Here is a 25,451-nt window from a genome sequence, read left to right as displayed (position 1 = left end):
GCCCCGTTCATTCGTTCAGTCGTCGCGCAGGAACAATTCCTGCAGGTCGTTGAGGAAACGCTGGCCGAGCGGCGTCGGCGCGATTTGCGTGAAATCGCGCGTGATCAGCCCGCGCCGTTCCGCTTCCTTCAACGCGGGCTCGATCGTGCTCATCGGCAGGCCCGTGCGTTCCGCGAAGCTGTGCACGGGGAAGCCCTCGACGAGCCGCAGCGTGTTCAGCATGAATTCGAACGGCAGGTCGCGCGCGCCGACTTCACGCTCTTCCTGCACGGCCGTGCCGGCCTTCGCCTGCTCGATGAAGGTCGCCGGATGCTTGTAGCGTGCCTGCCGCAGGATCCGGTTCGGGAACGACAGCTTCGTATGGGCGCCCGCCCCGATCCCGAGATAGTCGCCGAAGCGCCAGTAGTTCAGGTTGTGCTTGCACTGATGATTCGGCTTTGCGTACGCGGATACTTCGTAGCGCCCGTAACCGGCTTCGGCCGTGCGCGCATGGATCCATTCCTGCATGTCGGCCGACGCGTCGTCGTCGGGGACGACGGGCGGGAACTTCGCGAACAGCGTATTCGGCTCGAGCGTCAGGTGATACAGCGACAGGTGCGGCGGCGCGAACGACAGCGCGGTCTCGATGTCGGTGCGGCATTCGTCGAGCGTCTGGTTCGGCAGCGCGAACATCAGGTCGAGGTTGAAATTGTCGAAATTCTTCGCGGCGATCTCGACGGCCGCGCGTGCCTGCGCGGTGTCGTGAATCCGGCCGAGCGCCTTCAGGTGCGCTTCGTTGAAGCTCTGGATGCCGACCGACAGGCGGTTCACGCCGCTTGCGCGGAACTGCGCGAACTTCGCGGCTTCGAACGTGCCCGGATTCGCTTCCAGTGTGATCTCGGCATCGGCGTCGAGCGGCAGCAGCGCGCGCACGTCGGACAGCATCCGGTCGAGGCCGGCCGCCGACAGCAGGCTCGGCGTGCCGCCGCCGATGAACACGGTATGCACCTGCCGACCCCACACGAGCGGCAGCGCCTGCTCGAGGTCGGCACGCAGCGCGTCGAGATAGTCGGCTTCCGGAAACCGCTCGCCTTTCCATTCGTGCGAGTTGAAATCGCAGTACGGGCACTTGCGCACGCACCACGGGAAATGCACGTACAGCGCGAGCGGCGGCAGCGACGTGAGGCGCACCTGGCCGGGCGACGTGAAGGTCGCGACGACGCGCGCGCCGGTTTCCGCAGCCTGGCTCATGCGACCTCCCGCAGCGAACGGGTATCGAGTACGGTCATGTTTCCTCCGCGAGCCGCGCGAGCAACGCCTTCAGCGCCAGTGCGCGATGGCTGTGCGTGTTCTTCACGGCCGGCTCGAGTTCGGCGGCCGTTGCGCCGAGCGACGGCAGGTAGAAATACGGGTCGTAGCCGAATCCGTGTTCGCCGCGCGGCGTGTCGACGATCTCGCCGGCCCAGCGCCCTTCGGCGAACAGCGGTTCCGGATCGTCCTCATGGCGGACGAGCGCGAGCACGCAGCAGTAGTAGGCGCGCCGGTCGTCGACGCCGCGCAGTTGCTCGACGAGATACGCGTTGTTCGCCGCGTCGCCCTTGTCGCGGCCCGCGCGCTGCGCGTAGCGCGCCGAATAGACGCCCGGCGCGCCGCGCAGCACGCGCACGCACAGCCCTGAATCGTCGGCGATCGCCGGCAGCCCGGTGAGCCGCGATGCGTGGCGCGCCTTGGTCAGCGCGTTCTCGATGAACGTGCCGAACGGCTCTTCCGCCTCGGGCACCGCGAGGTCGCCCTGCGGGACGATCTCGATGCCGACCGTCGAGAACAGCGCGGTGAATTCGCGCAGCTTGCCCGGGTTGTTCGATGCGAGCACGATGCGCGACAGCGGCGCGAGGGTGAGGTCGTCAGGCATGGCCCGCGCCCAGGACATCTTTCTGCAACTGCACCAGCTCGGCGATCCCGCCCTGCGCGAGGTCGAGCAGCGCGTTCATCTCGGCGCGCGAGAACGGCACGCCTTCGGCCGTGCCCTGCACTTCGACGAAGCCGCCCGCGCCCGTCATCACGACGTTCATGTCGGTGTCGCAGCGCGAATCTTCCGCATAGTCGAGGTCGAGCACGGGCGCGCCTTCGTACACGCCGACCGAGATCGCGGCGACATGGTCGGTGATCGGCGAGCGCACGAGCTTGCCGGCCGCGATCAGCTTCGACACGGCGTCGTGCGCGGCGACGAACGCGCCGGTGATGCTGGCCGTGCGCGTGCCGCCGTCGGCCTGGATCACGTCGCAGTCGATATGGATCGTGCGCGGGCCGAGCGCCTCGAGATCGAACACCGCGCGCAGCGCGCGGCCGATCAGGCGCTGAATTTCCTGCGTGCGGCCCGTCTGCTTGCCGCGCGCGGCTTCACGGTCGCTGCGCGTGTGGGTCGCGCGCGGCAGCATCCCGTATTCGGCGGTCAGCCAGCCTTGCCCGCGCTCGCGCAGGAACTCGGGCACGCGCTCGGCGACGCTTGCGGTGCAGAGCACCTTGGTGTCGCCGAATTCGACCAGCACGGAGCCTTCGGCGTGTTTCGTGTAGTGGCGCGTGAGGGCGACCTTGCGCAGTGCGTCGGCGCGGCGGCCGCTCGGGCGGGAAACGGAAGACGTCATGGGGAAATCGCGGAAGGAGAGGAAACCCCGATTTTAGCGCCGAACGGCGGGCGTGCCCGGCGGAATGGTCCGCAAAAATGGGATAATGCGCGCTTCCCGCCCCGCGCCTTCCGATGCGCCGGGCGCCTCGATGTATCCCCCCGCCCGCGAGGGCACCAGACGGCGAGACGAACCATGATCTACAGCATGACGGGCTACGCGAGCGCGACGCGCGAACTCGCGACGGCCACCGGCAACGGCGGCACCAGCGTGTCGGTCGAACTGCGCACCGTGAACTCGCGCTTCCTCGATCTCAATTTCCGGATGCCGGACGACGTGCGCGCGTGCGAACCCGCGCTGCGCGAAATGCTGATGAACAAGCTGTCGCGCGGCAAGGTCGACGTGCGCATCAATCTGCAGCGCGGCGAGCAGAGCATCGGCGCGGGCGCGCTGAACCAGTCGGCGCTCGGCCAGCTTGCCGATCTCGAACGCGCGGTGCTCGATTCGTTCCCGGGCGTCGGCCGCCTGCGCGTGGGTGAAATCCTGCGCTGGCCCGGCGTGCTCGCCGAGAGCGGCGTGTCGGCCGAAGCGATCCGCGACGCGGTGCTCGCCTGCGGCAAGGAAGCGATCGGCGAGCTCGTCGTCGTGCGTTCGCGCGAAGGCGCGCAACTGGCGACGATGCTGCTGTCGAACGTCACCGAGATGGAGGCGATCGTCGCGCGCATCACGCCGCTCGTGCCGGAGCTGATCGCGAAGCACCAGCAGAAGATCGTCGAGCGGCTGCAGGAAGCGCTCGGCCTCGCGGCGCCCGAAGGCGGCTCGACGGTCGTCACGCGCGAGGAAGCCGCGGAGCGCATCCGTCAGGAAGTGACGATGTACGGGATCCGGATCGACATCGCGGAAGAGCTGTCGCGGCTCACCGCGCACCTGAACGAAACGCGTCACGTGATCGAGAAGGGCGGCCGCGTCGGCAAGCGTCTCGACTTCATGATGCAGGAACTGAATCGCGAAGCGAACACGCTCGGCTCGAAGGCGGCGGCGAAGGAACTCGCCGACGCGTCGATGGCGCTGAAGCTGCTGATCGAGCAGATGCGCGAGCAAGTGCAAAACCTGGAGTAAAAGAGATGAAACGACCCCCACGCTCACTACGTTCGCTTGGGGGGGCGCAGCCCCCCCATCCTTCGAAAGGTGATTCATGCGGATGTGGCCAGGCCCGGCGGAGGCTGTCATGACCGATTCCCATCGCGACGGCCACGCGTCGCATTCGCTGCACGGCGGCGTCTATCCCGGTAACCTGTTCATGGTCGTCGCGCCGTCGGGCGCCGGCAAGTCGACGCTCGTGAATGCGCTGCTGTCGAAGGACAGCGACATCTGCCTGTCGATCTCGTACACGACGCGCAAGCCGCGCCCGGGCGAGCAGGACGGCCAGCACTACCACTTCACGACCGTCGAGGATTTCCGCGCGCGTCACGCGGCGCACGAATTCCTCGAGAGCGCGGAAGTGCACGGCAACTACTACGGCACGTCGCGCGTGTGGATCGAAGAGCAGATGAAGAACGGCCACGACGTGCTGCTCGAAATCGACTGGCAGGGCGCGTTGCAGGTGAAGAAGCAGTTCCGCAACGCGGTCGGCATCTTCATCCTGCCGCCGTCGCTCGATGCCCTCGAGGAGCGCCTGAAGAAGCGCGGCCAGGACGAACCGAACGTGATCACGCGACGCCTGCTGGCCGCCGGCAGCGAGATCGCGCACGCGTCGGAAGCGGAATACGTGGTGATCAACGAGAATTTCGAGCGTGCGCTCGCGGAACTCGAATGCATCGTCGCGGCGACGCGCCTGCGTTTTGCTTCGCAGTACGCGCGACACACGGAGCTGTTCATCGAGCTCGGCATCCATCTGCCCCACGCGGAATGACGCGGGGCACGAGGGACATAAGGTAGAATAAGGACTATATTCAGAAGGAATTACCAACATGGCTCGCATTACCGTCGAAGACTGCCTGAAGCAAATCCCGAATCGCTTCGAACTGGCGCTCGCCGCCACCTATCGCGCGCGGCAGCTCGCGCAAGGCCATACGCCGAAAATCGAAAGCCGCGACAAGCCGACCGTCGTCGCGCTGCGCGAAATCGCCGCCGGCCAGGTCGGCGTCGAGATGCTGAAGAAGGTGCCGGTGTAACGCGCATCCGGCCCGTTCCAGCCATGTAGTCCACGCGCGCAACGACTCGACCTGGAGGCGAATATGAGCACCACCCCATCGTCCGCCTCCGCGGATCCGACCACCGAAGCCACGGCCCAGTCGCCTGCGCGCCAGTACATCGACGCGGTCCTCGAACAGTCCTTCCGGCATCTGTTCGGGCCGACCGCCACGCCGGAGCAGCCGCGCAAGCACGGCGTCGTTTCGATCGCGAAACTGACGGCCGTGCTTGCCGAGTATCTCCCGCCGGACGAAATCAAAGAGGTCAAGGCGGCGTTCCACTTCAGCGACGAAGCCCACCTCGGTCAATATCGCCAGAGCGGCGAACCCTACATCACCCATCCCGTCGCCGTCGCGGAAATCTGCGCCGGCTGGAAGCTCGACGCGCAGGCCGTGATGGCCGCGTTGCTGCACGACGTGATGGAAGACCAGGGCGTGACCAAGAACGAGCTGGCCGAGCGGTTCGGCCCGAAGGTCGCCGAATTGGTCGACGGCCTGTCGAAGCTCGACAAGATGGAATTCCGCAGCCGCGAGGAAGCGCAGGCGGAAAACTTCCGCAAGATGCTGCTCGCGATGGCGCGCGACGTGCGCGTCATTCTCGTCAAGCTCGCCGATCGCCTGCACAACATGCGCACGCTCGGCGCGGTGCCGATGGAAAAGCGCCGTCGCGTCGCGCGCGAAACGCTCGACATCTACGCGCCGATCGCGCACCGGCTCGGGTTGAACAACACGTATCGCGAGCTGCAGGACATGAGCTTCGCGAACTTCAACCCGCATCGCTACGCGACGCTCGAGAAGGCCGTGAAGGCCGCGCGCGGCAACCGCCGCGAAGTGATCAGCAAGATCCTCGAGGCCGCGCAGCGCGCGATGGCCGACGCGAAGATCGACGCCGAGATCACCGGCCGCGAGAAGACCATCTACAGCGTCTACCGCAAGATGCGCGACAAGCAGTTGTCGTTCTCGCAGGTGCTCGACGTGTACGGCTTCCGGGTCGTCGTCGACAGCGCGCTCGACTGCTACACGTGCATCGGTGCGCTGCACGCGCTGTACAAACCCGTGCCCGGCAAGTTCAAGGATTACATCGCGATCCCGAAGATCAACGGCTATCAGTCGCTGCACACGACGCTCGTCGGCCCGTTCGGCGCGCCGATCGAGTTCCAGGTGCGCACGCGCAAGATGCACGAGATCGCCGAGGCGGGGGTCGCCGCGCACTGGCTGTACAAGAACGGCAGCGCCGATCTCAGCGACGTGCAGAAGCGCGCGCACCAGTGGCTGAAGTCGCTGCTCGACATCCAGAGCGAAGCCGGCGATTCGAGCGAATTCCTCGAGCACGTGAAGATCGACCTGTTCCCCGACGCGGTCTACGTGTTCACGCCGAAGTCGAAGATCATGGCGCTGCCGCGCGGCGCGACGGCGCTCGATTTCGCGTATTCGATCCACAGCGATCTCGGCAACCAGTGCGTGGCCGTGAAGATCAACAACGAGCTGCTGCCGCTGCGCACCGAGCTGAAGAGCGGCGACATCGTCGAGGTGATCACCGCGCCGTATTCGAAGCCGAACCCTGCGTGGCTCGGCTTCGTGCGTACCGGCAAGGCGCGCTCGGCGATCCGCCACTACCTGAAGACGATGCGCCTGAACGAGTCCGTGCAGCTGGGCGAGCGGCTCGTCGACCAGAGCCTGAAGGGCTATGGTCTCGCGCTGGCCGATGTCGAGCCGGAAGTGTGGGAGAAGCTCGTGCAGTGGACGGGCAACAAGAGTCGCCAGGAAATCTTCGCGGACATCGGCCTCGGCCGTCGCGTCGCCGCGGTGATGGCCAAGCGCATCGAGGTGCTGATGAGCGGCCGCGACGCGGACGACGATCTGCCGAAGTCCGAGCGGCATCCCGCGCATCACGCGCCGCCGGTCGTGATCACCGGCACCGAAGGGATGTCCGTGCAGTTGTCCGCATGCTGCCGGCCGATCCCGGGCGACGCGATCATGGGTTACATCGGCATCGGTCTGGGCATGGCGATTCATACGACGGATTGCCGTGTCGCGCAGCGCATCCATCGCCGCGATCCGGGCCGCTGGATCGACGTCGAATGGGCGCCGCAGCCGGGCCGCCTGTTCGATGTCGCGGTGAAGGCGCTCGTGAAGAACACGAAGGGCATCTTCGCGCGCGTCGCGGCGGACATCACGTCGGCCGACGCGAACATCGTCCATATCGCGATGGACGAGGATCTGACGCACGAGTCGACGGTGCTGCGCTTCGTGATCCAGGTCAGCGACCGCGTGCATCTCGCGAACGTGATGCGGCGCGTGAGAACCAATCCGGACGTGATGCGGATCATGCGCGAGCGCTCGACCGACGACGGTGCGCACGCGCGCCATGACGGCGGCATGCGTATCGAGCGCGAGCGGCAGGATTACTGACGCTGACGCTGACGCGCGCCGTGGCGGGCGAATTCGGTGATCGACGGACGGCGGCCAATGGCCGCCGTTTTCATTGGGGCTGCCGAAGGTGCGCCCGATGTTGCCCGCGCTTTGCCGAGGGCGTCCGGGCGATGGTGCGAGCGAGGGGACAAAAAGAAAAAGGGCTTTCCCGGAGGAAAGCCCTTTTAAGGTGGCGCGGCTGGCAGGATTCGAACCCACGACCCCTTGGTTCGTAGCCAAGTACTCTATCCAACTGAGCTACAGCCGCACGCAAAACGGTACTGCTTCAACTGTCGGAACCTTCTGCGATGGGAAGGCCCCCAAAAAAGTGGCGCGGCTGGCAGGATTCGAACCCACGACCCCTTGGTTCGTAGCCAAGTACTCTATCCAACTGAGCTACAGCCGCACGCAAAAACAAACTTCTACTACTTCGAACTGAAAGGGCCTTCGGTTGGGAAGGCCCTCGAAAAAGTGGCGCGGCTGGCAGGATTCGAACCCACGACCCCTTGGTTCGTAGCCAAGTACTCTATCCAACTGAGCTACAGCCGCACGCAGAAGCGGAAGTATAGCAGAGTCGTATAAAAAGGGAAGCCTTATTCGCGAATTTGGTGCCATGGCCTGGGCCGGCCGCCCTTCGTGTACCCTTGGAGGATCAGTCATCCACGTTGAATCTGTATCATGAACAAGGCGTTTGTCAAAGAGTCGGACGGTGACGACGACGATCTCGACCAGGCTCAACCCGCGATTCCGGCGGGCGCGAAGAACTACATCACGCCGGCCGGCCACAAGCGGCTGAGGGACGAGTTGCTGAACCTGATCGACGTCGAGCGTCCCGAGGTCGTGCGGCTCGTATCGTGGGCTGCGTCGAACGGCGACCGGTCGGAAAACGGCGACTACATCTACGGCAAGCGGCGGCTTCGTGAGATCGATCGCCGCATCCGCTTCCTGACGAAGCGGCTCGACCTTGCCGAAGTCGTCGATGCGAGCCGGCAGGAGAATGTCGACCAGGTGTTCTTCGGCGCGACGGTCGATTACGAGACGCCGGACGGCGAGGATCACACGGTGACGATCGTCGGCATCGACGAGGTCGATCTCGACCGCGGCTGCGTCAGCTGGATTTCGCCGGTCGCGCGCGCGCTGATCAAGGCGAAGATCGGCGATACCGTCACGCTGATGACGCCGGCCGGCCCGCAGCCGATCGATGTCCTCGATGTTCGTTATCCGGCCTCGGACAGCCGGATGTGAACCGCATGGTTGGCCCTCCGCCGGGCCGGCCGTCCGCGAGACCTGCTTCCCGAAAAAAGCGCCTCGCGAGGCGCTTTTTTGCGCCGAAGCAACGCCGCTCAGAAACGGTGACGCAGGCCGGCGGTCACCGCGATCTGCTTGTTGGTCGACGAAGCGCCGCCGAGGCCATTGACATAGGCGCCGAGGCCCAGGCCGTCCGTGCTGACTCGCTGATACACGCCTTGCACATACACGTCGGTCCGCTTGGACAGCGCATAGTCGGTCTGCAGGTTGAACTGATTCCAGCCCGGATGACGGCCGTCCAGGAAGCCGGCGGTGTACGTGTACGACCCGGCCAGCGACAAGGCCGGCGTGAGCGCGTAGCGCGCATTTACTTCGTAGTTGTTGAAGCGGGCAAACGTGCCGTCGAGACCCAGACCGTTCGACACGCCCGAGGCACCCGCAGAGATGCCGAGTGCCCGGTCTACGCGCGATTGCGTGAATACGAAGCCGGCCGTTGCCGGGCCGAATGTGTAGTTCAGGCCGCCGCCGAACACGCGCTGACGCTTGCCGACGAACGTGTTGTCGCCTGCCACCGCGCCGCCGCTGTTGGTGACCGAAGCTGACGTGAGCCCCGTGATGTCATTGTTCAACTGCAGGTAGCCGGCGCCGATATTGAAGCCGGCGTAGGTGTAGGACACGCCCGCGCTGTAGGCGCGATTGTTCGAGAACTGGGTGCTGTTCGAGAAGCCGTACAACGCGCCGAACTTCAGGCCGCCGAAGTTGACGCTCGTATACTTCACTGAGTTATTGATCCGGAACGAATTGTTCAGGTTGTCGTTATCGAACGGGTGGGCGAACTGGGTGCCGCCGAATTGCGTACCGGTCAGCGACAGCGGCCCGATGTAGTCGACGACGCTATCGTATTGGCGACCGAGGGTGACGGCGCCGAACTGGTCTTGCGACAGGCCGACGAACGCCTGGCGGCCGAATTCGCGGCCATTCTGGCCGAGCGTGCCGTTGGCGATGTTGAAGCCGTTTTCCAACACGAAGATCGCTTTCAGGCCGCCGCCGAGATCTTCCGTGCCGCGCAGGCCCCAGCGGCTGCCGTTGATCTGGCCGCTGCGTTCCGACCATGAGCTGTGGCCACCCTGATTGTTCGTATAGGTGATGCCTGCGTCGATCAGGCCGTACAGCGTAACGCTGCTTTGAGCGTGGGCTGCGGTAACGAATACACCCGACAACGCGGTGACGACCAGGGTTTTTTTCATGGATCTGTCTCCAAACACGATGATGTCGATCGAACCTGCGGCGGACTGGCCGTGTTTTGCTTGACGCTGTAGCCGGTCCGGCAGAACGGCGGTGCGCTTATCAGAAAGCCATCTTAAGTGTACGGAGCGGGCGGAGCGGAGGTGTCCCACACTTTAAGAAATAGTGTATTTTGGAATCCGCAAAAATTGGAAGAGCCGTGTAAACGGTTGCCCCGTAAGGATTTGCGGCGGTGCAGCGAATGGAAATAACGATCAGGACTACGGAGCGGGAGTTGCGTGATTGCGACAGACGGTCAGCGGCGGGCGAGGGCGGCTATAGCGCGATTATTGACACATCGGCAATAGAGGTTTGTGTGGAGCATGGATAATGAAAGGTGGTTCTCTCGCTATACTGCGATCTCTGCTTTCCGAAGCAGACTTTTTCGTTGACGGAAAAGATCTCCAAACCTTTGTCGGCGCGACTTCCCAGTCGCGCTTTTTTTTTGCCCGCTGCCCGCTGCGCTACGGCGTGTACGAGCGGCGCTTGCGCTTGCCCGCAGGCACGACATCTTCCGTTTCGGTCGGCGGCGGCGTGTAGGTCCAGTCTTCCATCACGTAGTGACGGGCATCCAGCGGCGATGCGAGCAGGTTCTGCCAGTGATCGCCGTGCCACGTCATATCGAATTGGGTATCGCACGGCGCTTCGCGCGCGGACTCGGCCAGGGCGCGGGACTTGCGGCGTACGCGGCCGAGCCGGCTCGCGAAGCGCTTGATTTCGTCCAACCACATGACCCTCTCCTTCCTTTCGGCGTTGATTCAGGATCGCAATGTCCCGGTATTTCCGCAACCCGGAAAAAACCCGAGGATTTTACCGAGTCGATTTGTCCCCGGTAGGAATTTCACGCCTCGGATTATTGGTGATCCGGTCCCGGTAATATTGACAGGTTTTTGATGCGAATCAATTAATAAAAGGTGATGGTGTACCGATTCCAGTGGTATTAGCGTCTTTTCGAGAAAGCAGTCGCTAAAAATTTCCTTGACGCACCCGGATTGTCCAATTTATAAAGTCAGCACTCCGTCCTCGGGCGGCGTGCTGGTGCGGGTGCTAGCGCAATGTTTCGGGATTTCGGGAAACGGCTATAAAAATAGCTTTTTTGATCTTATCGAGTGGGGAACGAAGACATGGATACCGGTATCGTGAAATGGTTTAACGATGCTAAAGGTTTTGGCTTTATTACGTCGGACAATGGCGGTGAAGATTTGTTTGCGCACTTTTCCGAAATCCGGATGGACGGCTTCAAGACGTTGAAAGAAAACCAGCGTGTTTCGTTCGAGGTCAAAGTCGGGCCGAAAGGCAAGCAGGCAGCGAATATCCAGGCGGTCTGACGCCCCACGCATTGCCGATCACGTCCGGCCCCCGCATCGCGGGGGCTTTTGTTTTCCGGGGACGGAACAAGCCGGTCCGGGCTGGCCGCGAGTACGCATGCCGGTGCATACTCACGGAAGCATCGTTTCCTTGTCTTTTCATGTCCGATTTCCGTCCGTCCGATTCCGCCAGCGAGCAGCCGCTCGTCTTCGTCGACCTTGAAACCACCGGCGGCTCGTCCGCCGACCACCGGATCACCGAAATCGGCGTGGTCGAAATCGGACCGCTCGGCGTGTCGACGTGGACGAGCCTCGTCAATCCGGGGCAGGCGATTCCGCCGTTCATCCAGCAACTGACGGGCATCTCGGACGCGATGGTGCGCGATGCGCCGACGTTCGCGTCGCTCGCGCCGGCGCTGTTCGAGCGGCTCGACGGCAAGCTGTTCGTCGCGCACAACGCGAGCTTCGACCGCGGCTTCCTGCGCGCCGAATTCGAGCGCGCCGGCCTGGCGTTCAATCCCGATGTGCTCTGTACGGTGCGGCTGTCGCGCGCGCTGTTTCCGCGCGAATCGCGGCACGGGCTCGATGCGTTGATCGAACGGCATGGGCTCGTTCCGGCCGCGCGCCACCGGGCGCTGGCCGATGCCGACCTGCTCTGGCAGTTCTGGCGCCAACTGCACGACATCGTGCCGCTCGAGCGGCTGCGCGACCAGATCGCGCGGACGACACGCCACTTCCGTCTGGGCGGCGATCTGACCGAGGCCTGGCTGGATACCGCGCCGGCAGGGTGCGGCGCGTATGCGCTCTTCGGGGAGCGTGACGAAGCGCTGTATGTCGGCCGCAGCGTGCGCGTGCGGCAGCGGCTGCGCGCGCTGTTGACCGGCGAGCGCCGTTCGTCGAAGGAAATGCGGCTGGCGCAGCAGGTGCGCCGCGTCGAATGGCGCGAAACCGGCAACGAGCTGGGGGCGATGCTCGCCGAAGCGCAATGGATCGCCCGGTTGCGCCCGTCGTACAACCGGCGCCCCACGGCCGACGCCGCTCGCGCGGGCGGTGCGCCCTGGCCGTTCGAAGGCGCTGTCGCGTTCGAGGCGAGCGGCGAGCGCCGCCTGTTTCATGTGGTCGACGGCTGGTGCTATCTCGGTTCGGCGGAATCGCTCGATGCGGCCGCGCGGCTCGTGGCCGACGCGGCGGGTGGCGCGTTCGAACCCTTCACCCATCGCCTGCTGCAGACGCATCTCGCGCGCGGCCTGCAAGTGATTCCGCTGATGGCGCTGACACCGGCGGACTGAGCGCCACGGCGCGACCCGCGCCCGCCGCGTTAGCCGATCGCGCTGGCCCCGCCGGCGGCGCAGACATGCGACAGCGCGGTATCGAGTGCCTGCGTCTGCGTGGAATCGTAGCGCGTGAGCGCCTTCCAGTTCGCGATGCTGCGCGCGAGCCGCGCCTGGCAATCGGGCGCATCGCGAAGCGGGGCGACCTGCGCGAGACCGGCGAGCATTTTCTGCGTCAGCCGATCGAGTGCCGGGCGCGTGCTGGTCGCGAGATCGGGCGGCGAGCCTTCCGGTGGCCGCGTCGTGCGCCAGGTCGCGAACAGTGCGTTCTGCACGTCCTTGCTTGCCGTGATCTGGTCCTCGAAGAACGTTCGGGCGAATGCAGGATCGATGCCGGCCTGGACCGCGCGTTTTTCGACTGCGGTGAGCAGTGCCGCTTCGCGCGGCCGGTCCTCGATGGCTTTGTGATTCGCCCATTTCCAGCGCGCGACCGGTTCGGCGAGCGCGAGGCGCTGCGACGCGAGTGCGACGACATTGGTGAGGGCGGTGTCGTCGCCGTCTGCACGGGCGGTATGCGGAGACGAAAGGAGGGCGACGCCGAGCGCGGCGACAGCGAGGCTGGCACGAATGGCTTGCTTCATCGGAACGATCGGGAGAGCCGGGCGGGCCGGACGTGGAAAACCAGAAGGATAGACGAAGACAGTCGCGCGGCGTAGCGTCGCGACAGGAGAATCAGCAGGCGAGCTGATCCGGCACCGTCAGGCTGTTGCGGCCCGGGTGCGAGGCGAATTGCGCGCGAAGCGCACGAATGAACCGCACGATAGCGATGATCGACACGTGGCGGTTACAGAACCGAACTGACGTTCACTTCGGCGCGTACAGCTTGTGCTGCTCGTCGAAGAATGCCCGAACGTGCTCGGGCAATTCGGCGAGGAATTCCACGCCGACGGGTTCCGGATCCGGGCTCATTACTTGCTCCGGCGGTGGCATGCGAGTTGGTCTTTCGTCCATGATCGTTTCTCCAGCAGGTTCAATGATTATCAACCTCGCGCTCGGATTTATGCCAGCGGCGAATCGTTAGATTTTGTCTCTGTTGTATTAACGGCACATGCGCTCGGACGCGCGGTGCGATGCCCGGTATTGCACGCTGCGCAATCGGCAACAATCGGCCGCTTGTTATACTTGCGCGCACTTTTTCCTGGACCGCGATGAGACGAACGACGCGATGGATCGGCCTCGTATGGCTGGCGCTGGTACTGAACGTACTGTCGCCCGTCGTCGGCTACGCGCGTCTCGCGTCGAGCGGCTCCGGCACGCTCACGCTCGAGTTGTGCAGTGCAGCGGGCGCCCGTCAGATCGTGCTTGCGCAAGCGGGCGACGACCACGACACGTCGTCGTTCGACCATGCCGGCGTCCCGCATTGCGTGTACTGCCCCGGCTTCGCGGCGAACGTCGCGCTGGGCACGAGCCTGCCCGCGATGCCGGGTTTCGTGCGCACGTTCGCGTATCGGGTGGCCGCGCCGATCGTTCCCGATGTGCCCCGCAAGGGCATCCGTCTCGCGCAGCCGCGCGCCCCGCCTGAAAACGTTCCGGTCTGATTGATGTCGTCCGCGCGCACCGGTGGCGCGCGAGCCGCCCGCGGCCCCGGTCCGCGCGTCGCGCCGTTCGTGCGCGGCTCGCGCACCCGTGGCCGGCGGCGTCCGATCACGTTTTCAGGAACTCACTCATGTCGTCTACCTTTGCCGCGCGGCCGTCGCGCGGCCGGCTCGCGCTCGCCTGCGCGGCCGCTTTCGCATGGCCGGCCGCTCACGCGGCTTCGACGGACGATGTACACGCCGAGGCCACCCGCAGCAGCGGCGGCGATCGTCCCGTCACCGCCGCGCCGACTGCCGCTGGTGTCGATGCATCGGCCGCACCGGCCGGCGATACGCTGACCGCCGTCAGCGTGACCGCGCAGCGGCAACCGGTCGACCCGGATACGCCGGCCGTCGTCACGTCGATCACGCGCGAGCAGATCGATGCACACACCAACGTCACCACCGAGGACGCACTGAAGTACGCGCCGAACCTGATGGTCCGCAAGCGCTACATCGGCGACCGCAACAGCGTATTCGCGGGCCGCGACTTCAACGAACTGCAGAGCGCGCGCGGGCTCGTCTACGCGGATGGCGTGCTGCTGTCGAACCTGCTCGGGTCGAGCTATGCGTACCCGCCGCGCTGGTCGCTGATTCCGCCCGACGACATCGCGCGCGTCGACGTGCTCTATGGCCCCTTTTTCCGCGCTGTATCCGGGCAACGCGATCGGCTCGACCGTGCTGCTCACCACGCGCCGCCCGGAACAACTCGAGGCGTCGTTGTCGACGCAGTTCTTTACGCAGCGCTACCACGACGGCTACGGGTTCGCGGACAGCTTCGGCGGCAATCACCAGACCGCGCGGATCGCGAATCGCGTCGGCCGGTTCTGGTTCGCGCTGTCGCTCGACCGGCTGGAGAACAACGGCCAGCCAATGCAGTACGCGAGCCCCAATTCGGCCTACAACCCGAAACTGGGCGCGGCCGTGCCCGTGACCGGTGCCGCGACCGACATCGGACCCAACGGCAAGCCGCGGACGATCGTCGGCGCGCAGACGATCGAGCGGACCGAGCAGCTCAACGAGACGGTCCGGATGGGCTATGCGTTCACCGATCATGTCGATGCGACGCTGACGCTCGGGCATTGGGAGAACCATTACCGGCAGCACGGCGAAACCTTCCTGCGCGATGCGACGGGCAATCCGGCGGCCGGCAATCCTGTCTACGGCGGCAACGTGTCGATCGGCGGTCGGAACATGACGGTCGCGCCGAACGCGTTCGCGCCGCAGCGCGGCGACCAGGAGAACTGGCTGTACGCGCTCGGGCTGAACGGCCGGCTCGATTCCGGCTGGCGGCTGTCGGGCGTCGTGTCCGCGTACGACGTGTCGCGCGACGTGCTGCGCGCGGCCTCGACCGTGCAGGGCGGGGCGGGCACGCTGTTCCAGGGCGACGGCACCGGCTGGCGCACGCTCGACCTGAAGGCCGAGGCGCCGGAAGCGAAAGGCCATACGTTCACGTTCGGCTATCACTACGACAATTACTTCCTGCGCAACGTCACGTACAACACGGCCGACTGGCTGGCCGGGCCGACTACGTCGCTCGCGAGCGTCTATCGCGGCGACACGCGCACGCAGGCGCTGTTCGGGCAGGACGCGTGGCGCTTCGCGCCGGGCTGGCTCGCGACGCTCGGGCTGCGCTACGAGCGCTGGGATGCGTACGGCGGCGCGCTCGGCAATGCGAACGGCACGCTCGGCTATGCGGACCGCAGCGCGAATGCGCTGTCGCCGAAAGTCGCGCTGCAGTGGGACGCGACGGAGGTCTGGCGTTTCCGGCTGTCGTTCGCGACCGGCATGCGCTTTCCGACGGTTGGCGAGCTGTTCCAGGGCACGATTTCGAACAACGCGATCGTCAACAACAACCCGAACCTGCGACCTGAGAAGGCGATCGACTGGGATTTCACGGCCGAGCGCGACGTGGGCGTCGGCGTCGTGCGCGCCAGCGTGTTCCAGAGCGACCTGCGCGATTCGATCTACAGCCAGACGACGGTGTCGGGCGCGACCACCGTCACGAACATCTCGAACGTCGACCGAGTACGCGTACGCGGCGTCGAGCTCGCGTTCAGCGGCGAGAACGTCGGGCTGCGCGGGCTCGACGTCGATGCGAACGTATCGGCGAGCAACGCGCAGATCCTCGCCGATGCCGCGAACCCGGCCTACGTCGGTTCGCGTTTCCCGCGCATTCCGCGCATGCGCGCGAACCTGCTCGCGTCGTATCGTTTCGACGAGCACTGGCTCGCGAGCGTCGGCGTGCGCTACTCGGGGCGCCAGTTCAACACGCTCGACAACAGCGACGTGAATCCGGACGTCTACGGCGGCACGAGCTCGTTCACGGTCGTCGATCTGAAGGCGCGCTACCGCTTCGACCGTCACTGGACCGCGTCGGCCGGCATCGACAACCTGACGGACCGCCGCTACTACGTGTTCCACCCGTATCCGGGCCGCACTTTCTATGGAGAACTGAAATGGGCACTCTGAAATCGTGGCCGCGGGCGGCGCTCGATGCGGGATGGCGAGGGGAGATGTCGCGCACCGCGTGGATCGGGCGCGATGGTGTGCATGAAGTGCGCAGCGGATTGCTGACGGCCGACGTACTCGACGGCTGGTTGCGGCACGCGGAGCGCTGACGGAGCCGGCGGCGCGCGGCGAACCGGCCGCGCGCCGGCCCGATGCGAAAACGCGCCCGAAGGCGCGTGGAGAGAAACGTCAGGCCGCTCGCCTGAATAGCCGGATCACGAACAGCAGGATCACCGCGCCGATGACCGCGACGATCACCGAGCCGATGAAGCCGCTGCCGATGCTGATGCCGAGCAGCCCGGCAAGCCAGCCGCCGATCACCGCGCCGACGATCCCGACGATGATGTCGACGATCAGCCCGAAGCCGCCGCCCTTCACGAGCAAGCCGGCAAGCCAGCCGGCGATTGCGCCGATGATGAGCCACATAATCAAGCCATGAGTCATGGTGGTCCTCTCCTTGGGTTGAGTCGAAATGACCGGACGTCGGCTGTCGCACGCCGCTAGCGGGTTGAAAGCGGAATGCGGCCACCGCGCCGCCCACGCAATGTAACGCGATAGACGGGTCAGGATCGTTAAGTAATGTTATGCACCCTTAAGCAGATTTTCCAGGGGATTTGTCTGCGTACGGCATGATGCGTGCGCGCCCGACGCATGGCGAAATGAATCTGTAAGAATTGGCTGCCGCTGTAGTCCGTCGGTCGGCACGTCATCGCTCGTGCGTCGTTGCGGGCAGGGTAGCCTCGGGCAATCCGTCGGCTGCGTCGGCGATCAGTCGCGCGACGGTCGTGGCGTCGCCGATTGCTTCGATTGTCAAGCAGTGCGAAACGGGTGAGGAAGCGCGATGCATCGCCTCGCCGATCCGGGGCATCCATCGTGTGGCGCAGACCGATGTAGAGCGTGTCGCATCCGATGTCCGTCATCATTCGGTATCCTGATGGATTGGATTCGATCGACCTGTGTGGATGGAGCAGGGGATTGAGCGTGGCGGCCATGTCGTCGGCGTGCCAGCGCCGAACACGTGCCTGTCGGGGTCGGGACGCACGAGACAGACGGCGGCGTTGCGTGCGCCATCTAGGTCTCTAGGTCGAGCAGCCGACCATCATCGTCATGGCCGCCGAGCACCGCGATGCGCGGTCGATACGATCGACAGGTGGCCGTCGAGTGCGTGGAAATGTCGAGCGGATGGGGCGGCGAGGTTGCGCAGATAACGGGGGCCGCGATGATCGGCAACGGACAACGTGCGGTTGCCGAACGCGTACGCGAAGATCGTGCATGGCGTGATCGGGCAGTGCGTCGTCGAACGACTTCAGGATTTCGGCGCCGGAAAAGAGAAAAGGTCTGACAAGCGATGCTTGTCAGACCTTTATGTCTTGGTGCCGGAGATAGGAGTCGAACCTACGACCTTCGCATTACGAATGCGCTGCTCTACCAACTGAGCTACACCGGCAGCAGAGAAATGAAATTATATGGTGAAATCCGCGATCTTGGCAATAGGTTTTGCGAAATTTTTTCAGCTTGCTACCGTTGCTGCTTCGCGAAACCATCGATCCGGCGGACTTCCCGCTTTCACTTCACTGCGATGCAGCCGGTCAGGGCCACATCGCGAGGCGCGATTTTACTTGCGTCTCGCCCCTCCGTCCAGTGCTGCAGTGCAATTATTTTGCTTCGTCGTGATAGCCGGTCACGCGCTCGACTTCGTTCTTCGAGCCGAGGAACACGGGCACGCGCTGGTGCAGGCCGGTCGGCTGCACTTCCATGATGCGCTGCGTGCCGGTCGTCGCGGCGCCGCCCGCCTGTTCGACGATGAACGACATCGGGTTCGCCTCGTACATCAGGCGCAGCTTGCCCGGACGATCGGGCGTGCGCTTGTCGGCCGGGTACATGAAGATGCCGCCGCGATTCAGGATCCGGTGCACGTCGGCCACCATCGACGCGATCCAGCGCATGTTGAAGTTGTCGCCGCGCGGGCCGTCCTCGCCGGCGTTCAGCTCGTCGACGTAGCGCTTGACCGGGTCGTACCAGTGGCGTGCGTTCGATGCGTTGATCGCGTATTCGCGCGTGTCGGCCGGGATCTGCATGTTGCTCTGCGTGAGCACCCACGAGCCGACTTCGCGGTCGAGCGTGAAGCAGTTCACGCCGTTGCCGGTCGTCAGCACGAACACCGTCTGCGGGCCGTAGACGGCGTAGCCGGCCGCGACCTGCTCGGTGCCGGGCTGCAGGAACGATTCCTCGGTCGCCTGCTTGCCGTCCGGGCAGCGCAGCACCGAGAAGATCGTGCCGATCGACACGTTCACGTCGATGTTCGACGAGCCGTCGAGCGGATCGAACACGAGCAGGTATTCGCCGCGCGGGTAGTTCGCCGGAATCGGGAAGAACGTTTCCATTTCTTCCGACGCCATCGCGGCGAGGTTGCCGCCCCATTCGTTCGCGTCGAGCAGGATTTCGTTCGACAGGATGTCGAGCTTCTTCTGCACTTCGCCCTGGACGTTCTCGCTGCCGGCAGTGCCGAGCGCCTCGCCGAGCGCGCCCTTCGACACGTTGTAGCTGATCGCCTTGCACGCGCGGGCGACGACTTCGATCAGCAGGCGCAGGTCGGCGGGGAGGTTGTTGGTCTCACGTTGCTGTTCGATCAGGAACTTCGACAGCGTGGTGCGGCGGGCAATGGACATGACAGACTCCGAAAGGCCAAAGAATCCTTGAATGGCCGCAATTTTACCCGTCGCGCCTCTGGTGCCGCCGGCTTTTTTCGTCCGGTTACATGGCCGGGCCGCCGAATCGGGCCGGTATTGGTCGGCGACGACGGGCGGGGCGCGCATCGCGGCGCAGGCAGGCTGCGCGGTCCGACCCCGCGATTGCGCGTGGTTTCAGCCGCGCTCGTGCAATAAAAAAGCCGGCGCCGCGTGAAGCGGCGCCGGCTCGATCGCGCGGACGCGGCAGGGCCGCTCGCGTGACTTACGCGAGCGCCTTCTCGACGATCTCGCGCACGTCACGCGATTTCGCGCCGGCGGCGACCTGTTCGAGCGCTTCGCGCATCCGGTCGCGCAGCGCCGGCGTGAAGCGGCGCCACAGTTCGAGCGAGCGCGCGAGGCGTGCCGCGACCTGCGGGTTGATCGCGTCGAGCGCGAGCACCTGTTCGGCCCAGAACGCGTAGCCGGAACCGTCCGCCGCGTGGAATTGCGCGGGGTTGGCCGCGCAGAAGCTGAAGATCAGCGAGCGCGCACGGTTCGGGTTCTTCAGGTTGAACGCGGGGTGCGCGAGCAGCTTGCGCACCTTGGCGAGCGTCGGCTGCGCGGGCGTACCGCGTTGCGCCGCCTGCATCGCGAACCACTTGTCGATCACGAGCGCTTCCTTCTCGAAGTGACGGTAGAAATCGTCGAGCGCATGCTCGGCCGGCCCGCTCGCGCCTGCGGCGGCCGCGGACAGCAGCGCGCCGAGCGCAGCCGCGCGATCGGTCATGTTGTTCGCCGCGTCGTACTGGGCAGTGGCGAGGCGCACGGCATCGGCCGGATCCTCGAGTTCGGCAAGATACGCGAGCGCGAGGTTCTTCAGCGCGCGGCGGCCCGAGGCTTCCGGCGTCGGCTCGTAGGCGCCGGGCGTCTGGTGCTGCTCGTACGCGGCGAGCCAGTCGGCGCGCAGCGCGGTCGCGAGCTGGCGGCGCACGAACTGGCGGGCGCGATGCACGGCGGCCGGATCGGCCTCGGCCATCTGGTCGGCGAGGTAGGTTTCCGACGGCAGCGTCAGCGCGAGTTCGCGGAATGCCGGCGACAGGCTTTCATCGGTCAGCACGCGGCGGAACGCGGCGACGAAGTTCTCGCCGAGCGCGAGCGGCGCGTTGGCGGCGGCACGCGCGGCGAGCGTCAGCAGCGCACGCGTTGCGAGGCGCTGGCCGGCTTCCCAGCGGTTGAACGGATCGCTGTCGTGCGCGAGCAGGAACGCGAGATCGTCGTCGCTGTAGTCGTACTCGACGATCACCGGCGACGAGAAGTTGCGCAGCAGCGACGGCAGCGGCGCTTCCGGCACGTCGACGAACGTGAAGGTCTGCTCGGTGTCGGTGAAATCGAGCACGCGCGTCGTGCCCGATGCGGCGGCTTCGCCGTCGAGACGCAGCGGCAGGTCGCGGCCGTCGCGGCCGATCAGGCCGATCGCGAACGGGATCAGGAGCGGCCCCTGCTGCGTTTCGCGCGCGGCCGGCGACGCGTCGCCGTAGCCTTGCGCGAGGGTGACCGTATAGCGGCGGGCGGCCGCGTCGTACGCGGTGCGCACCGACACGCGCGGCGTGCCGGCCTGGCTGTACCAGCGCTCGAACTGCGCGAGGTCGCGCCCGTTCGCGTCGGCCATCGCGTGGCGGAAGTCGTCGCAGGTCACCGCGTGGCCGTCGTGGCGCTTGAAGTAGAGGTCCATCCCCTTGCGGAAGCCGTCGCGGCCGAACAGCGTCTGGTACATCCGCACGACTTCCGAGCCTTTCTCGTAGACCGTCATCGTGTAGAAGTTGTTGATCTCGACGTAGCTCTCCGGGCGCACCGGGTGCGCCATCGGGCCGGCGTCCTCGGCGAACTGCAGCTGGCGCAGCACGCGCACGTCCTCGATGCGCTTCACCGCGCGGGCCGCCGATTCTACGTCGTCGCCTGCGGCCATGTCGGCCGAGAATTCCTGGTCGCGGAACACGGTCAGACCTTCCTTCAGGCTCAACTGGAACCAGTCGCGGCAGGTCACGCGGTTGCCGGTCCAGTTGTGGAAGTACTCGTGGCCGACCACCGACTCGATGTTCGCGAAATCGGTGTCGGTCGCGGTCTCGGGGTTCGCCAGCACGTACTTCGTGTTGAAGATGTTGAGCCCCTTGTTTTCCATCGCGCCCATGTTGAAGTCGCCGACCGCGACGATCATGAAGCGGTCGAGATCGAGCTCGAGGCCGAAGCGCTTTTCGTCCCAGCGGATCGAGTGGATCAGCGAATCCATCGCGTGACGCGTCTTGTCGAGGTCGGCCGGTTCGACCCACACCTGCAGCAGCTTTTCCTTGCCGGAGCCGGTCGTGATCGTTTCCTCGATCGCGACGAGGGTGCCCGCGACCAGCGCGAACAGGTAGCTCGGCTTGCGGAACGGGTCTTCCCACTTCGCGAAGTGGCGGCCGTCGGGCAGGTCGCCCGAATCGACGAGGTTGCCGTTCGACAGCAGCACCGGATACGCGGCCTTGTCGGCACGCAGCGTGACGGTGTACGACGCCATCACGTCGGGGCGGTCGAGGAAGTAGGTGATGCGGCGAAAGCCTTCGGCTTCGCACTGCGTGAAGAAGTTGCCGCTCGATACGTACAGGCCCGACAGCGTCGTGTTCTGGTCCGGCGCGCAGGCGCTGTCGAGCGTAAGCTCGAACGCATCGGGCACGTTTTCGACGGTCAACCCGTGCTCGTGCGCGCGCACCGCGCCGTACGATGCGCCGTCGAGCTGCGCGCCGACGAATTCGAGCGCTTCGCCCATCAGCTCCAGGTGCGGCGCGGGCGCGGCATCCGGATTGCGGCGCACGCGCATCGTGTTCCTGACGATCGTGCGGGCCGGCGCGAGATCGAATTCGAGTGCGACGGAATCGATGAGGAAGGCCGGCGGCGTGTAGTCGGCGCGGCGGATCACGGTGGAGGAAGCGTTGTCGGACATGGTCGTCGAGATCGGTGGAGTGGGGGACGGGCCCGTCGCGCGGGCCAGGCGAACCGGGCCATTGTACAAAGGCTGGCGGCTGCGTGTCGGGCGAACTTTTTACCGCTTTCGGGAGTCCGCGTATTATCGGCATCCCGTTGTGGTTCGCGCGGGGCGACGAACGGGTGACGGATCGACGAGGATCAACATGAAACGCGAATGGATTTTTCGCGGTGCGGGCTGGGCGGCGGCGCTGTGCGTCGCGTTGCTGACCGGCTGCACCAGCTACGTGACCACCCAGGTCACGGCCTTCTCCGACTGGAGCGGCAGCGACGCGACACGCACCTATGCGTTCACGCGCACGGATGCGCAGAAGAACAGCATCGAGCAGTCGACCTACGAGCCGATCGTCGCGAACGAGCTGTCCGCGTATGCGTTCCGGCAGGTGCCGCCGTCGCAGGCACGCTATCTCGTCGGGCTGACCTATTCAGTGGGCAGCGATCTCGTGACGGTGCCGCAGCCCGTCTACTACGATCCCTGGTTCGTCGGGCCGGGGCCATACTGGCGGCGCGGGCCGTGGGGCCCGTGGGGTCCCTGGGGGCCGATGCCGGCCGGCTATGTCGCGCAGACGTACCAGGTGTTCGACTACGTGCTCGGCATCCGCATCACCGAGCGCGCGACGGGCAAGGAGGTCTACAACGTGTCCGCGCGTACGACCGGCGACAACGGCACGCTGTTGTATGCGATGCCGTTCCTCGCGCGTAGCGCGCTCGCCGATTTCCCGTTGTCGAACGGGGCAGTCCGCTCGGTCCGGCTGCCGGTCGACAAGCGCGGCGGGCCGGCGGCGCCGGCCGCCAACGAGCGCGCGGTGCCGCCGGCGCCCGCCTCGGGCGCGGCCGTCGCGAAGTAACGCTGCATCCATCCTGGCGCGGCCGCCCGGCCGCGCCGGCCACCTGCCTTTTCGTCAGACCCCGATACCCAGCAGCGCCAGCGCGCCGAGCACGACGAACAGCACGGCCGCGATTCCGTGCACGAGCTTCGTCGGCAGACGGTGCGCGAAGCGGTCGCCGAGCAGGATCGCCGGCACGTTCGCGAGCATCATTCCGAAGGTCGTGCCGGCCACGACGCCGATGTAATCCTGGAAGCGCGCGGCCAGCGCGACGGTCGCGATCTGCGTCTTGTCGCCCATTTCCGCGAGGAAGAACGCGACGAGCGTCGCGCCGAACACGCCGAGCCGCGAGCGGGTCGCATTGGCTTCGTCCTCGTCGAGCTTGTCCGGCACCAGGATCCACAGCCCCATCGCGATGAACGAGAACGCGAGTGCCCAGCGCATGATCGACGGCGTGACGAGCACGCCTAGCCATTCGCCGAGCGCGCCGGCGAATCCGTGATTGACGAGCGTCGCGACGAGCACGCCGAGAATGATCGGCACCGGCTTGCGATAGCGCGCGGCCAGAACGAGGGAAAGCAGTTGGGTCTTGTCGCCGATTTCAGCGAGAGCGACGGCGCCGGTGGAGATCAGGAAGGCTTGAGACACGGATGGGGTTCCACAGGCCGTTGTTGTGCGTGCGAGCGACGATCCACGGCGCGCCGGGCCCTGATGCGGCGCACTGTGAACCATCGGTCTCGCCAGGCCAACGTGGCTGCGTCCGCCATGGCCGAACGGCCAAGTCTGTTGACGGACGCCTCCGTCACGATGCGCGCCGGTGGCGCGGGACATCGAGCGGAGCGGCTACTCCCCAATGAGCGGCGAATTCTAGCACGGCGGGTTGCACGCCGGAAAGCGGCCGGGCCGCCGTGCGGCGCGCCGGAGCGGCTTCGATTGCCGGCATGCACGGCGGCGAAGCTGCCGCGCTGCCGGAACGGGGCACCTGCGGACGTTACGCGGCCGCGGGGCGGCGCGCGGCGCCGCGCTCGTGCACGAGTTCGCCGGCCGCATAGGTGCGGTACACCGCGCGATCGTCGCCGAGCAGCGCGAACGCGAACAGCAGTTCCTCGAGCGAATCCGCGCGCTTCGTGCGGCGCGCGAGCAGCGGCGTCGCCTGCGGATCGAGCACGACGAAGTCGGCTTCGGTGCGCGGCGCGAGCGTGCCGATCGTGTCCGCGAGGTCGAGCGCCTGCGCGGCGCCGGCCGTCGCGAGCCAGAACATCCGCGTGGCGGTCAGGTGGTGGCCCGACAGCCGCGCAACCTTGTGCGCCTCGTTCATCGTCTGCAGCATCGAGAACGACGTGCCGCCGCCGACGTCGGTCGCGAGCGTGACGGGCACGTCGTATTCGCCGGCCTTGTCGAAATCGAACAGCCCGCTGCCGAGGAAGAAGTTCGACGTCGGGCAGTGCGCGACGACGGTGCGCGTCTCGGCCATCCGGCGGCGATCCTCGTCGTCGAGGTGGATGCAGTGGCCGTACACCGCGCGCGGACGCAGCAGCCCGTAACGGTCGTAGATGTCGAGATAGCTGCGGTGGCCGGGGAACAGCTCGGCCACCCATTTCACCTCGTCGACGTTTTCCGCGACGTGGCTTTGCACGAACACGTCCGGATGGCGGCGCGCGAGTTCGCCGCATGCCTCGAGCTGCGCCTCGGTCGACGTCGGCGCGAAGCGCGGCGTGAGCGCGTACATCTGGCGGCCCTTGCCGTGCCAGCGGTCGATCAGCTCGGCGCTGTCGTCATAGCCCGACTGCGCGGTGTCGCGCAGGAAGTCGGGGCAATTGCGGTCCATCAGCACCTTGCCCGCGATCATTCGCAGGTCGCGTGCGTCGCTCGCCGCGAACAGCGCATCGGCCGACTGCTTGTGCACCGTGCAGTAGACGAGCGCGCTCGTCGTGCCGCACGCGAGCAGTTCGTCGACGAAGAAGTCGGCGACTTCGCGCGCATGCTCGGGGTCGCCGAACTGGCGCTCGGTCGGGAACGTGTACTTGTCGAGCCACGGCAGCAGGCCCGGCGCCGGCGACGCGATCATGTCCGTCTGCGGATAGTGGATGTGCGTGTCGATGAAGCCGGGCACGATCAGCTTGTCGCGCAGGTCGTGGACCACCGCATCGCGCGCGAGCGTCGCGGCGAGCGGCGCATACGGGCCGGCCGCGACGACCTTGCCGTCGTCGACGATCAGGAGCCCGTCGGTCTCGTAGTTCGCGGCCTGGCTCGATTGCGCCGGGTCGCCGTTGAAGGTCAGCAGTTGGGAACGGAAAGCGGTTTGCGTCATGACGAAGGGTCCTGCATCAAGGTAAGGCGAACAGAAGAAAGCGAGCGACGCCGCACGGCGGCGGGACGGTGCGTCGCGAGCGGCGGCGGCACGCGGCGTGCGGCACGGCCAGGGGCGACGGCGCGGGCGAGCGTGGCGGCCGAAGCCGCCCGCGCGTGGTTGCC

At 65.9% G+C, this 25,451-nt stretch carries 21 protein-coding genes, 4 tRNA genes, 3 pseudogenes and 1 riboswitch; of the genes and pseudogenes, 11 read left to right on the top strand and 17 right to left on the bottom strand.

All coding sequences use genetic code 11. From position 1 onward, the window contains the following. Window positions 1-15: 15 nt before the first annotated feature. From hemW to rph, 3 genes are read right to left on the bottom strand one after another with little or no spacing between them, the layout of a single operon-like run. The gene (hemW, locus tag HWW87_RS11465) at window positions 16-1,230 is read right to left on the bottom strand and encodes a radical SAM family heme chaperone HemW (RefSeq protein WP_174387685.1); all 1,215 of its coding nucleotides are present in this window, start codon (window positions 1,228-1,230) and stop codon (window positions 16-18) included. A gap of 34 nt (window positions 1,231-1,264) precedes the next feature. Then, window positions 1,265-1,891: an RdgB/HAM1 family non-canonical purine NTP pyrophosphatase gene (gene rdgB, locus HWW87_RS11460; protein ID WP_175820335.1), complete on the bottom strand. Its 627-nt coding sequence runs from the start codon at window positions 1,889-1,891 to the stop codon at window positions 1,265-1,267. Beyond that, on the bottom strand, window positions 1,884-2,624 hold the full coding sequence (rph, locus tag HWW87_RS11455; protein WP_175820334.1) for a ribonuclease PH: 741 nt from the start codon (window positions 2,622-2,624) through the stop codon (window positions 1,884-1,886). The genes rdgB and rph overlap by 8 nt, the downstream gene beginning before the upstream one ends. 174 nt (window positions 2,625-2,798) lie before the next feature. Here rph and HWW87_RS11450 point away from each other — a divergent pair, with 174 nt between their 5' ends. The 4 genes from HWW87_RS11450 to HWW87_RS11435 all read left to right on the top strand — a co-directional run bounded on the left by HWW87_RS11450 (window position 2,799) and on the right by HWW87_RS11435 (window position 7,207). Further along, window positions 2,799-3,722, top strand: a complete 924-nt coding sequence (locus HWW87_RS11450) for a YicC/YloC family endoribonuclease (RefSeq protein ID WP_175820333.1) — start codon at window positions 2,799-2,801, stop codon at window positions 3,720-3,722. 109 nt (window positions 3,723-3,831) lie between these two features. Beyond that, complete coding sequence (gmk, locus tag HWW87_RS11445; protein ID WP_174387681.1) at window positions 3,832-4,515, top strand: guanylate kinase; 684 nt, start codon at window positions 3,832-3,834, stop codon at window positions 4,513-4,515. 58 nt (window positions 4,516-4,573) lie between these two features. After that, the gene (gene rpoZ / locus HWW87_RS11440; RefSeq protein ID WP_006025620.1) at window positions 4,574-4,777 is read left to right on the top strand and encodes a DNA-directed RNA polymerase subunit omega; all 204 of its coding nucleotides are present in this window, start codon (window positions 4,574-4,576) and stop codon (window positions 4,775-4,777) included. A 63-nt stretch (window positions 4,778-4,840) separates the two neighbouring features. Beyond that, complete coding sequence (locus tag HWW87_RS11435) at window positions 4,841-7,207, top strand: bifunctional (p)ppGpp synthetase/guanosine-3',5'-bis(diphosphate) 3'-pyrophosphohydrolase (RefSeq protein WP_174387680.1); 2,367 nt, start codon at window positions 4,841-4,843, stop codon at window positions 7,205-7,207. A 191-nt stretch (window positions 7,208-7,398) separates the two neighbouring features. Here the strand turns inward: HWW87_RS11435 and HWW87_RS11430 are convergent. The 3 genes from HWW87_RS11430 to HWW87_RS11420 all read right to left on the bottom strand — a co-directional run bounded on the left by HWW87_RS11430 (window position 7,399) and on the right by HWW87_RS11420 (window position 7,756). After that, a tRNA-Arg gene (locus HWW87_RS11430) sits at window positions 7,399-7,475 on the bottom strand. A 61-nt stretch (window positions 7,476-7,536) separates the two neighbouring features. Continuing rightward, a tRNA-Arg gene (locus HWW87_RS11425) sits at window positions 7,537-7,613 on the bottom strand. A 66-nt stretch (window positions 7,614-7,679) separates the two neighbouring features. Beyond that, window positions 7,680-7,756, bottom strand: a tRNA-Arg gene (locus tag HWW87_RS11420). Window positions 7,757-7,885: 129 nt separating this feature from the next. Between HWW87_RS11420 and greB the strand changes: the two genes are divergently transcribed. Beyond that, window positions 7,886-8,452 carry a transcription elongation factor GreB gene (gene greB, locus HWW87_RS11415; RefSeq protein ID WP_175820332.1) on the top strand — a complete coding sequence of 189 codons (567 nt, stop codon included), beginning with the start codon at window positions 7,886-7,888 and terminating at the stop codon, window positions 8,450-8,452. A gap of 98 nt (window positions 8,453-8,550) precedes the next feature. Here the strand turns inward: greB and HWW87_RS11410 are convergent, their stop codons facing one another. Both HWW87_RS11410 and HWW87_RS11405 read right to left on the bottom strand, forming a co-directional pair. Then, on the bottom strand, window positions 8,551-9,702 hold the full coding sequence (locus HWW87_RS11410) for a porin (protein WP_175820331.1): 1,152 nt from the start codon (window positions 9,700-9,702) through the stop codon (window positions 8,551-8,553). Between the two features lie 501 nt (window positions 9,703-10,203). Continuing rightward, window positions 10,204-10,470, bottom strand: a complete 267-nt coding sequence (locus HWW87_RS11405) for a hypothetical protein (RefSeq protein ID WP_175820330.1) — start codon at window positions 10,468-10,470, stop codon at window positions 10,204-10,206. A 393-nt stretch (window positions 10,471-10,863) separates the two neighbouring features. Here HWW87_RS11405 and HWW87_RS11400 point away from each other — a divergent pair, with 393 nt between their 5' ends. Both HWW87_RS11400 and HWW87_RS11395 read left to right on the top strand, forming a co-directional pair. Further along, window positions 10,864-11,067, top strand: coding sequence for a cold-shock protein (locus HWW87_RS11400; RefSeq protein WP_027783827.1), 204 nt, complete (start codon window positions 10,864-10,866; stop codon window positions 11,065-11,067). Between the two features lie 140 nt (window positions 11,068-11,207). Further along, a complete protein-coding gene (locus tag HWW87_RS11395; RefSeq protein WP_175820329.1) occupies window positions 11,208-12,335 on the top strand; it encodes an exonuclease domain-containing protein in 1,128 nt (375 codons plus the stop codon). 29 nt (window positions 12,336-12,364) lie between these two features. Here the strand turns inward: HWW87_RS11395 and HWW87_RS11390 are convergent, their stop codons facing one another. Both HWW87_RS11390 and HWW87_RS11385 read right to left on the bottom strand, forming a co-directional pair. Continuing rightward, complete coding sequence (locus tag HWW87_RS11390) at window positions 12,365-12,958, bottom strand: chorismate mutase (protein WP_175820328.1); 594 nt, start codon at window positions 12,956-12,958, stop codon at window positions 12,365-12,367. A gap of 223 nt (window positions 12,959-13,181) precedes the next feature. Next, the gene (locus HWW87_RS11385) at window positions 13,182-13,286 is read right to left on the bottom strand and encodes a chorismate mutase (RefSeq protein WP_162499609.1); all 105 of its coding nucleotides are present in this window, start codon (window positions 13,284-13,286) and stop codon (window positions 13,182-13,184) included. A 239-nt stretch (window positions 13,287-13,525) separates the two neighbouring features. On the opposite strand from HWW87_RS11385, the gene HWW87_RS11380 reads away from it, so the two are divergent. The 3 genes and pseudogenes from HWW87_RS11380 to HWW87_RS11370 form a co-directional block, all read left to right on the top strand. After that, window positions 13,526-13,915 carry a DUF2946 domain-containing protein gene (locus HWW87_RS11380; protein ID WP_175820327.1) on the top strand — a complete coding sequence of 130 codons (390 nt, stop codon included), beginning with the start codon at window positions 13,526-13,528 and terminating at the stop codon, window positions 13,913-13,915. Window positions 13,916-14,043: 128 nt separating this feature from the next. Next, window positions 14,044-16,423, top strand: a pseudogene (locus HWW87_RS11375) (TonB-dependent receptor). Between the two features lie 11 nt (window positions 16,424-16,434). After that, a pseudogene (locus HWW87_RS11370) lies at window positions 16,435-16,572 on the top strand (TlpA family protein disulfide reductase); the annotation flags it as partial. 79 nt (window positions 16,573-16,651) lie between these two features. On the opposite strand, the gene HWW87_RS11365 reads toward HWW87_RS11370, so the two are convergent. The 5 genes and pseudogenes from HWW87_RS11365 to pepN all read right to left on the bottom strand — a co-directional run bounded on the left by HWW87_RS11365 (window position 16,652) and on the right by pepN (window position 22,108). Then, window positions 16,652-16,906: a GlsB/YeaQ/YmgE family stress response membrane protein gene (locus HWW87_RS11365; protein WP_006476609.1), complete on the bottom strand. Its 255-nt coding sequence runs from the start codon at window positions 16,904-16,906 to the stop codon at window positions 16,652-16,654. A gap of 262 nt (window positions 16,907-17,168) precedes the next feature. After that, window positions 17,169-17,385 (bottom strand): annotated as a pseudogene (locus HWW87_RS37105) (hypothetical protein). A gap of 448 nt (window positions 17,386-17,833) precedes the next feature. Further along, a tRNA-Thr gene (locus HWW87_RS11360) sits at window positions 17,834-17,909 on the bottom strand. A gap of 208 nt (window positions 17,910-18,117) precedes the next feature. Continuing rightward, a complete protein-coding gene (locus HWW87_RS11355) occupies window positions 18,118-19,131 on the bottom strand; it encodes a class 1 fructose-bisphosphatase (RefSeq protein ID WP_175820326.1) in 1,014 nt (337 codons plus the stop codon). 283 nt (window positions 19,132-19,414) lie between these two features. Beyond that, window positions 19,415-22,108: an aminopeptidase N gene (gene pepN / locus HWW87_RS11350; protein WP_175820325.1), complete on the bottom strand. Its 2,694-nt coding sequence runs from the start codon at window positions 22,106-22,108 to the stop codon at window positions 19,415-19,417. Between the two features lie 187 nt (window positions 22,109-22,295). Between pepN and HWW87_RS11345 the strand changes: the two genes are divergently transcribed. Continuing rightward, entirely contained in the window at window positions 22,296-22,997 is a 702-nt protein-coding gene (locus HWW87_RS11345; RefSeq protein ID WP_175820324.1) for a DUF4136 domain-containing protein, read from the top strand. Window positions 22,998-23,051: 54 nt separating this feature from the next. Here HWW87_RS11345 and HWW87_RS11340 read toward each other — a convergent pair whose 3' ends face one another. Further along, entirely contained in the window at window positions 23,052-23,624 is a 573-nt protein-coding gene (locus HWW87_RS11340) for a TMEM165/GDT1 family protein (protein ID WP_011544859.1), read from the bottom strand. 41 nt (window positions 23,625-23,665) lie between these two features. Continuing rightward, window positions 23,666-23,840: riboswitch (yybP-ykoY riboswitch) on the bottom strand. Window positions 23,841-23,967: 127 nt separating this feature from the next. Then, entirely contained in the window at window positions 23,968-25,287 is a 1,320-nt protein-coding gene (gene guaD / locus HWW87_RS11335; protein WP_175820323.1) for a guanine deaminase, read from the bottom strand. Window positions 25,288-25,451 lie beyond the last annotated feature (164 nt).

The sequence above is a fragment of the Burkholderia sp. BCC0419 genome (assembly GCF_902830285.1).
Taxonomy (GTDB): domain Bacteria; phylum Pseudomonadota; class Gammaproteobacteria; order Burkholderiales; family Burkholderiaceae; genus Burkholderia.
Note: the sequence above shows the minus strand (reverse complement) of the source record. Positions and strands in the feature narration are given on the sequence as shown.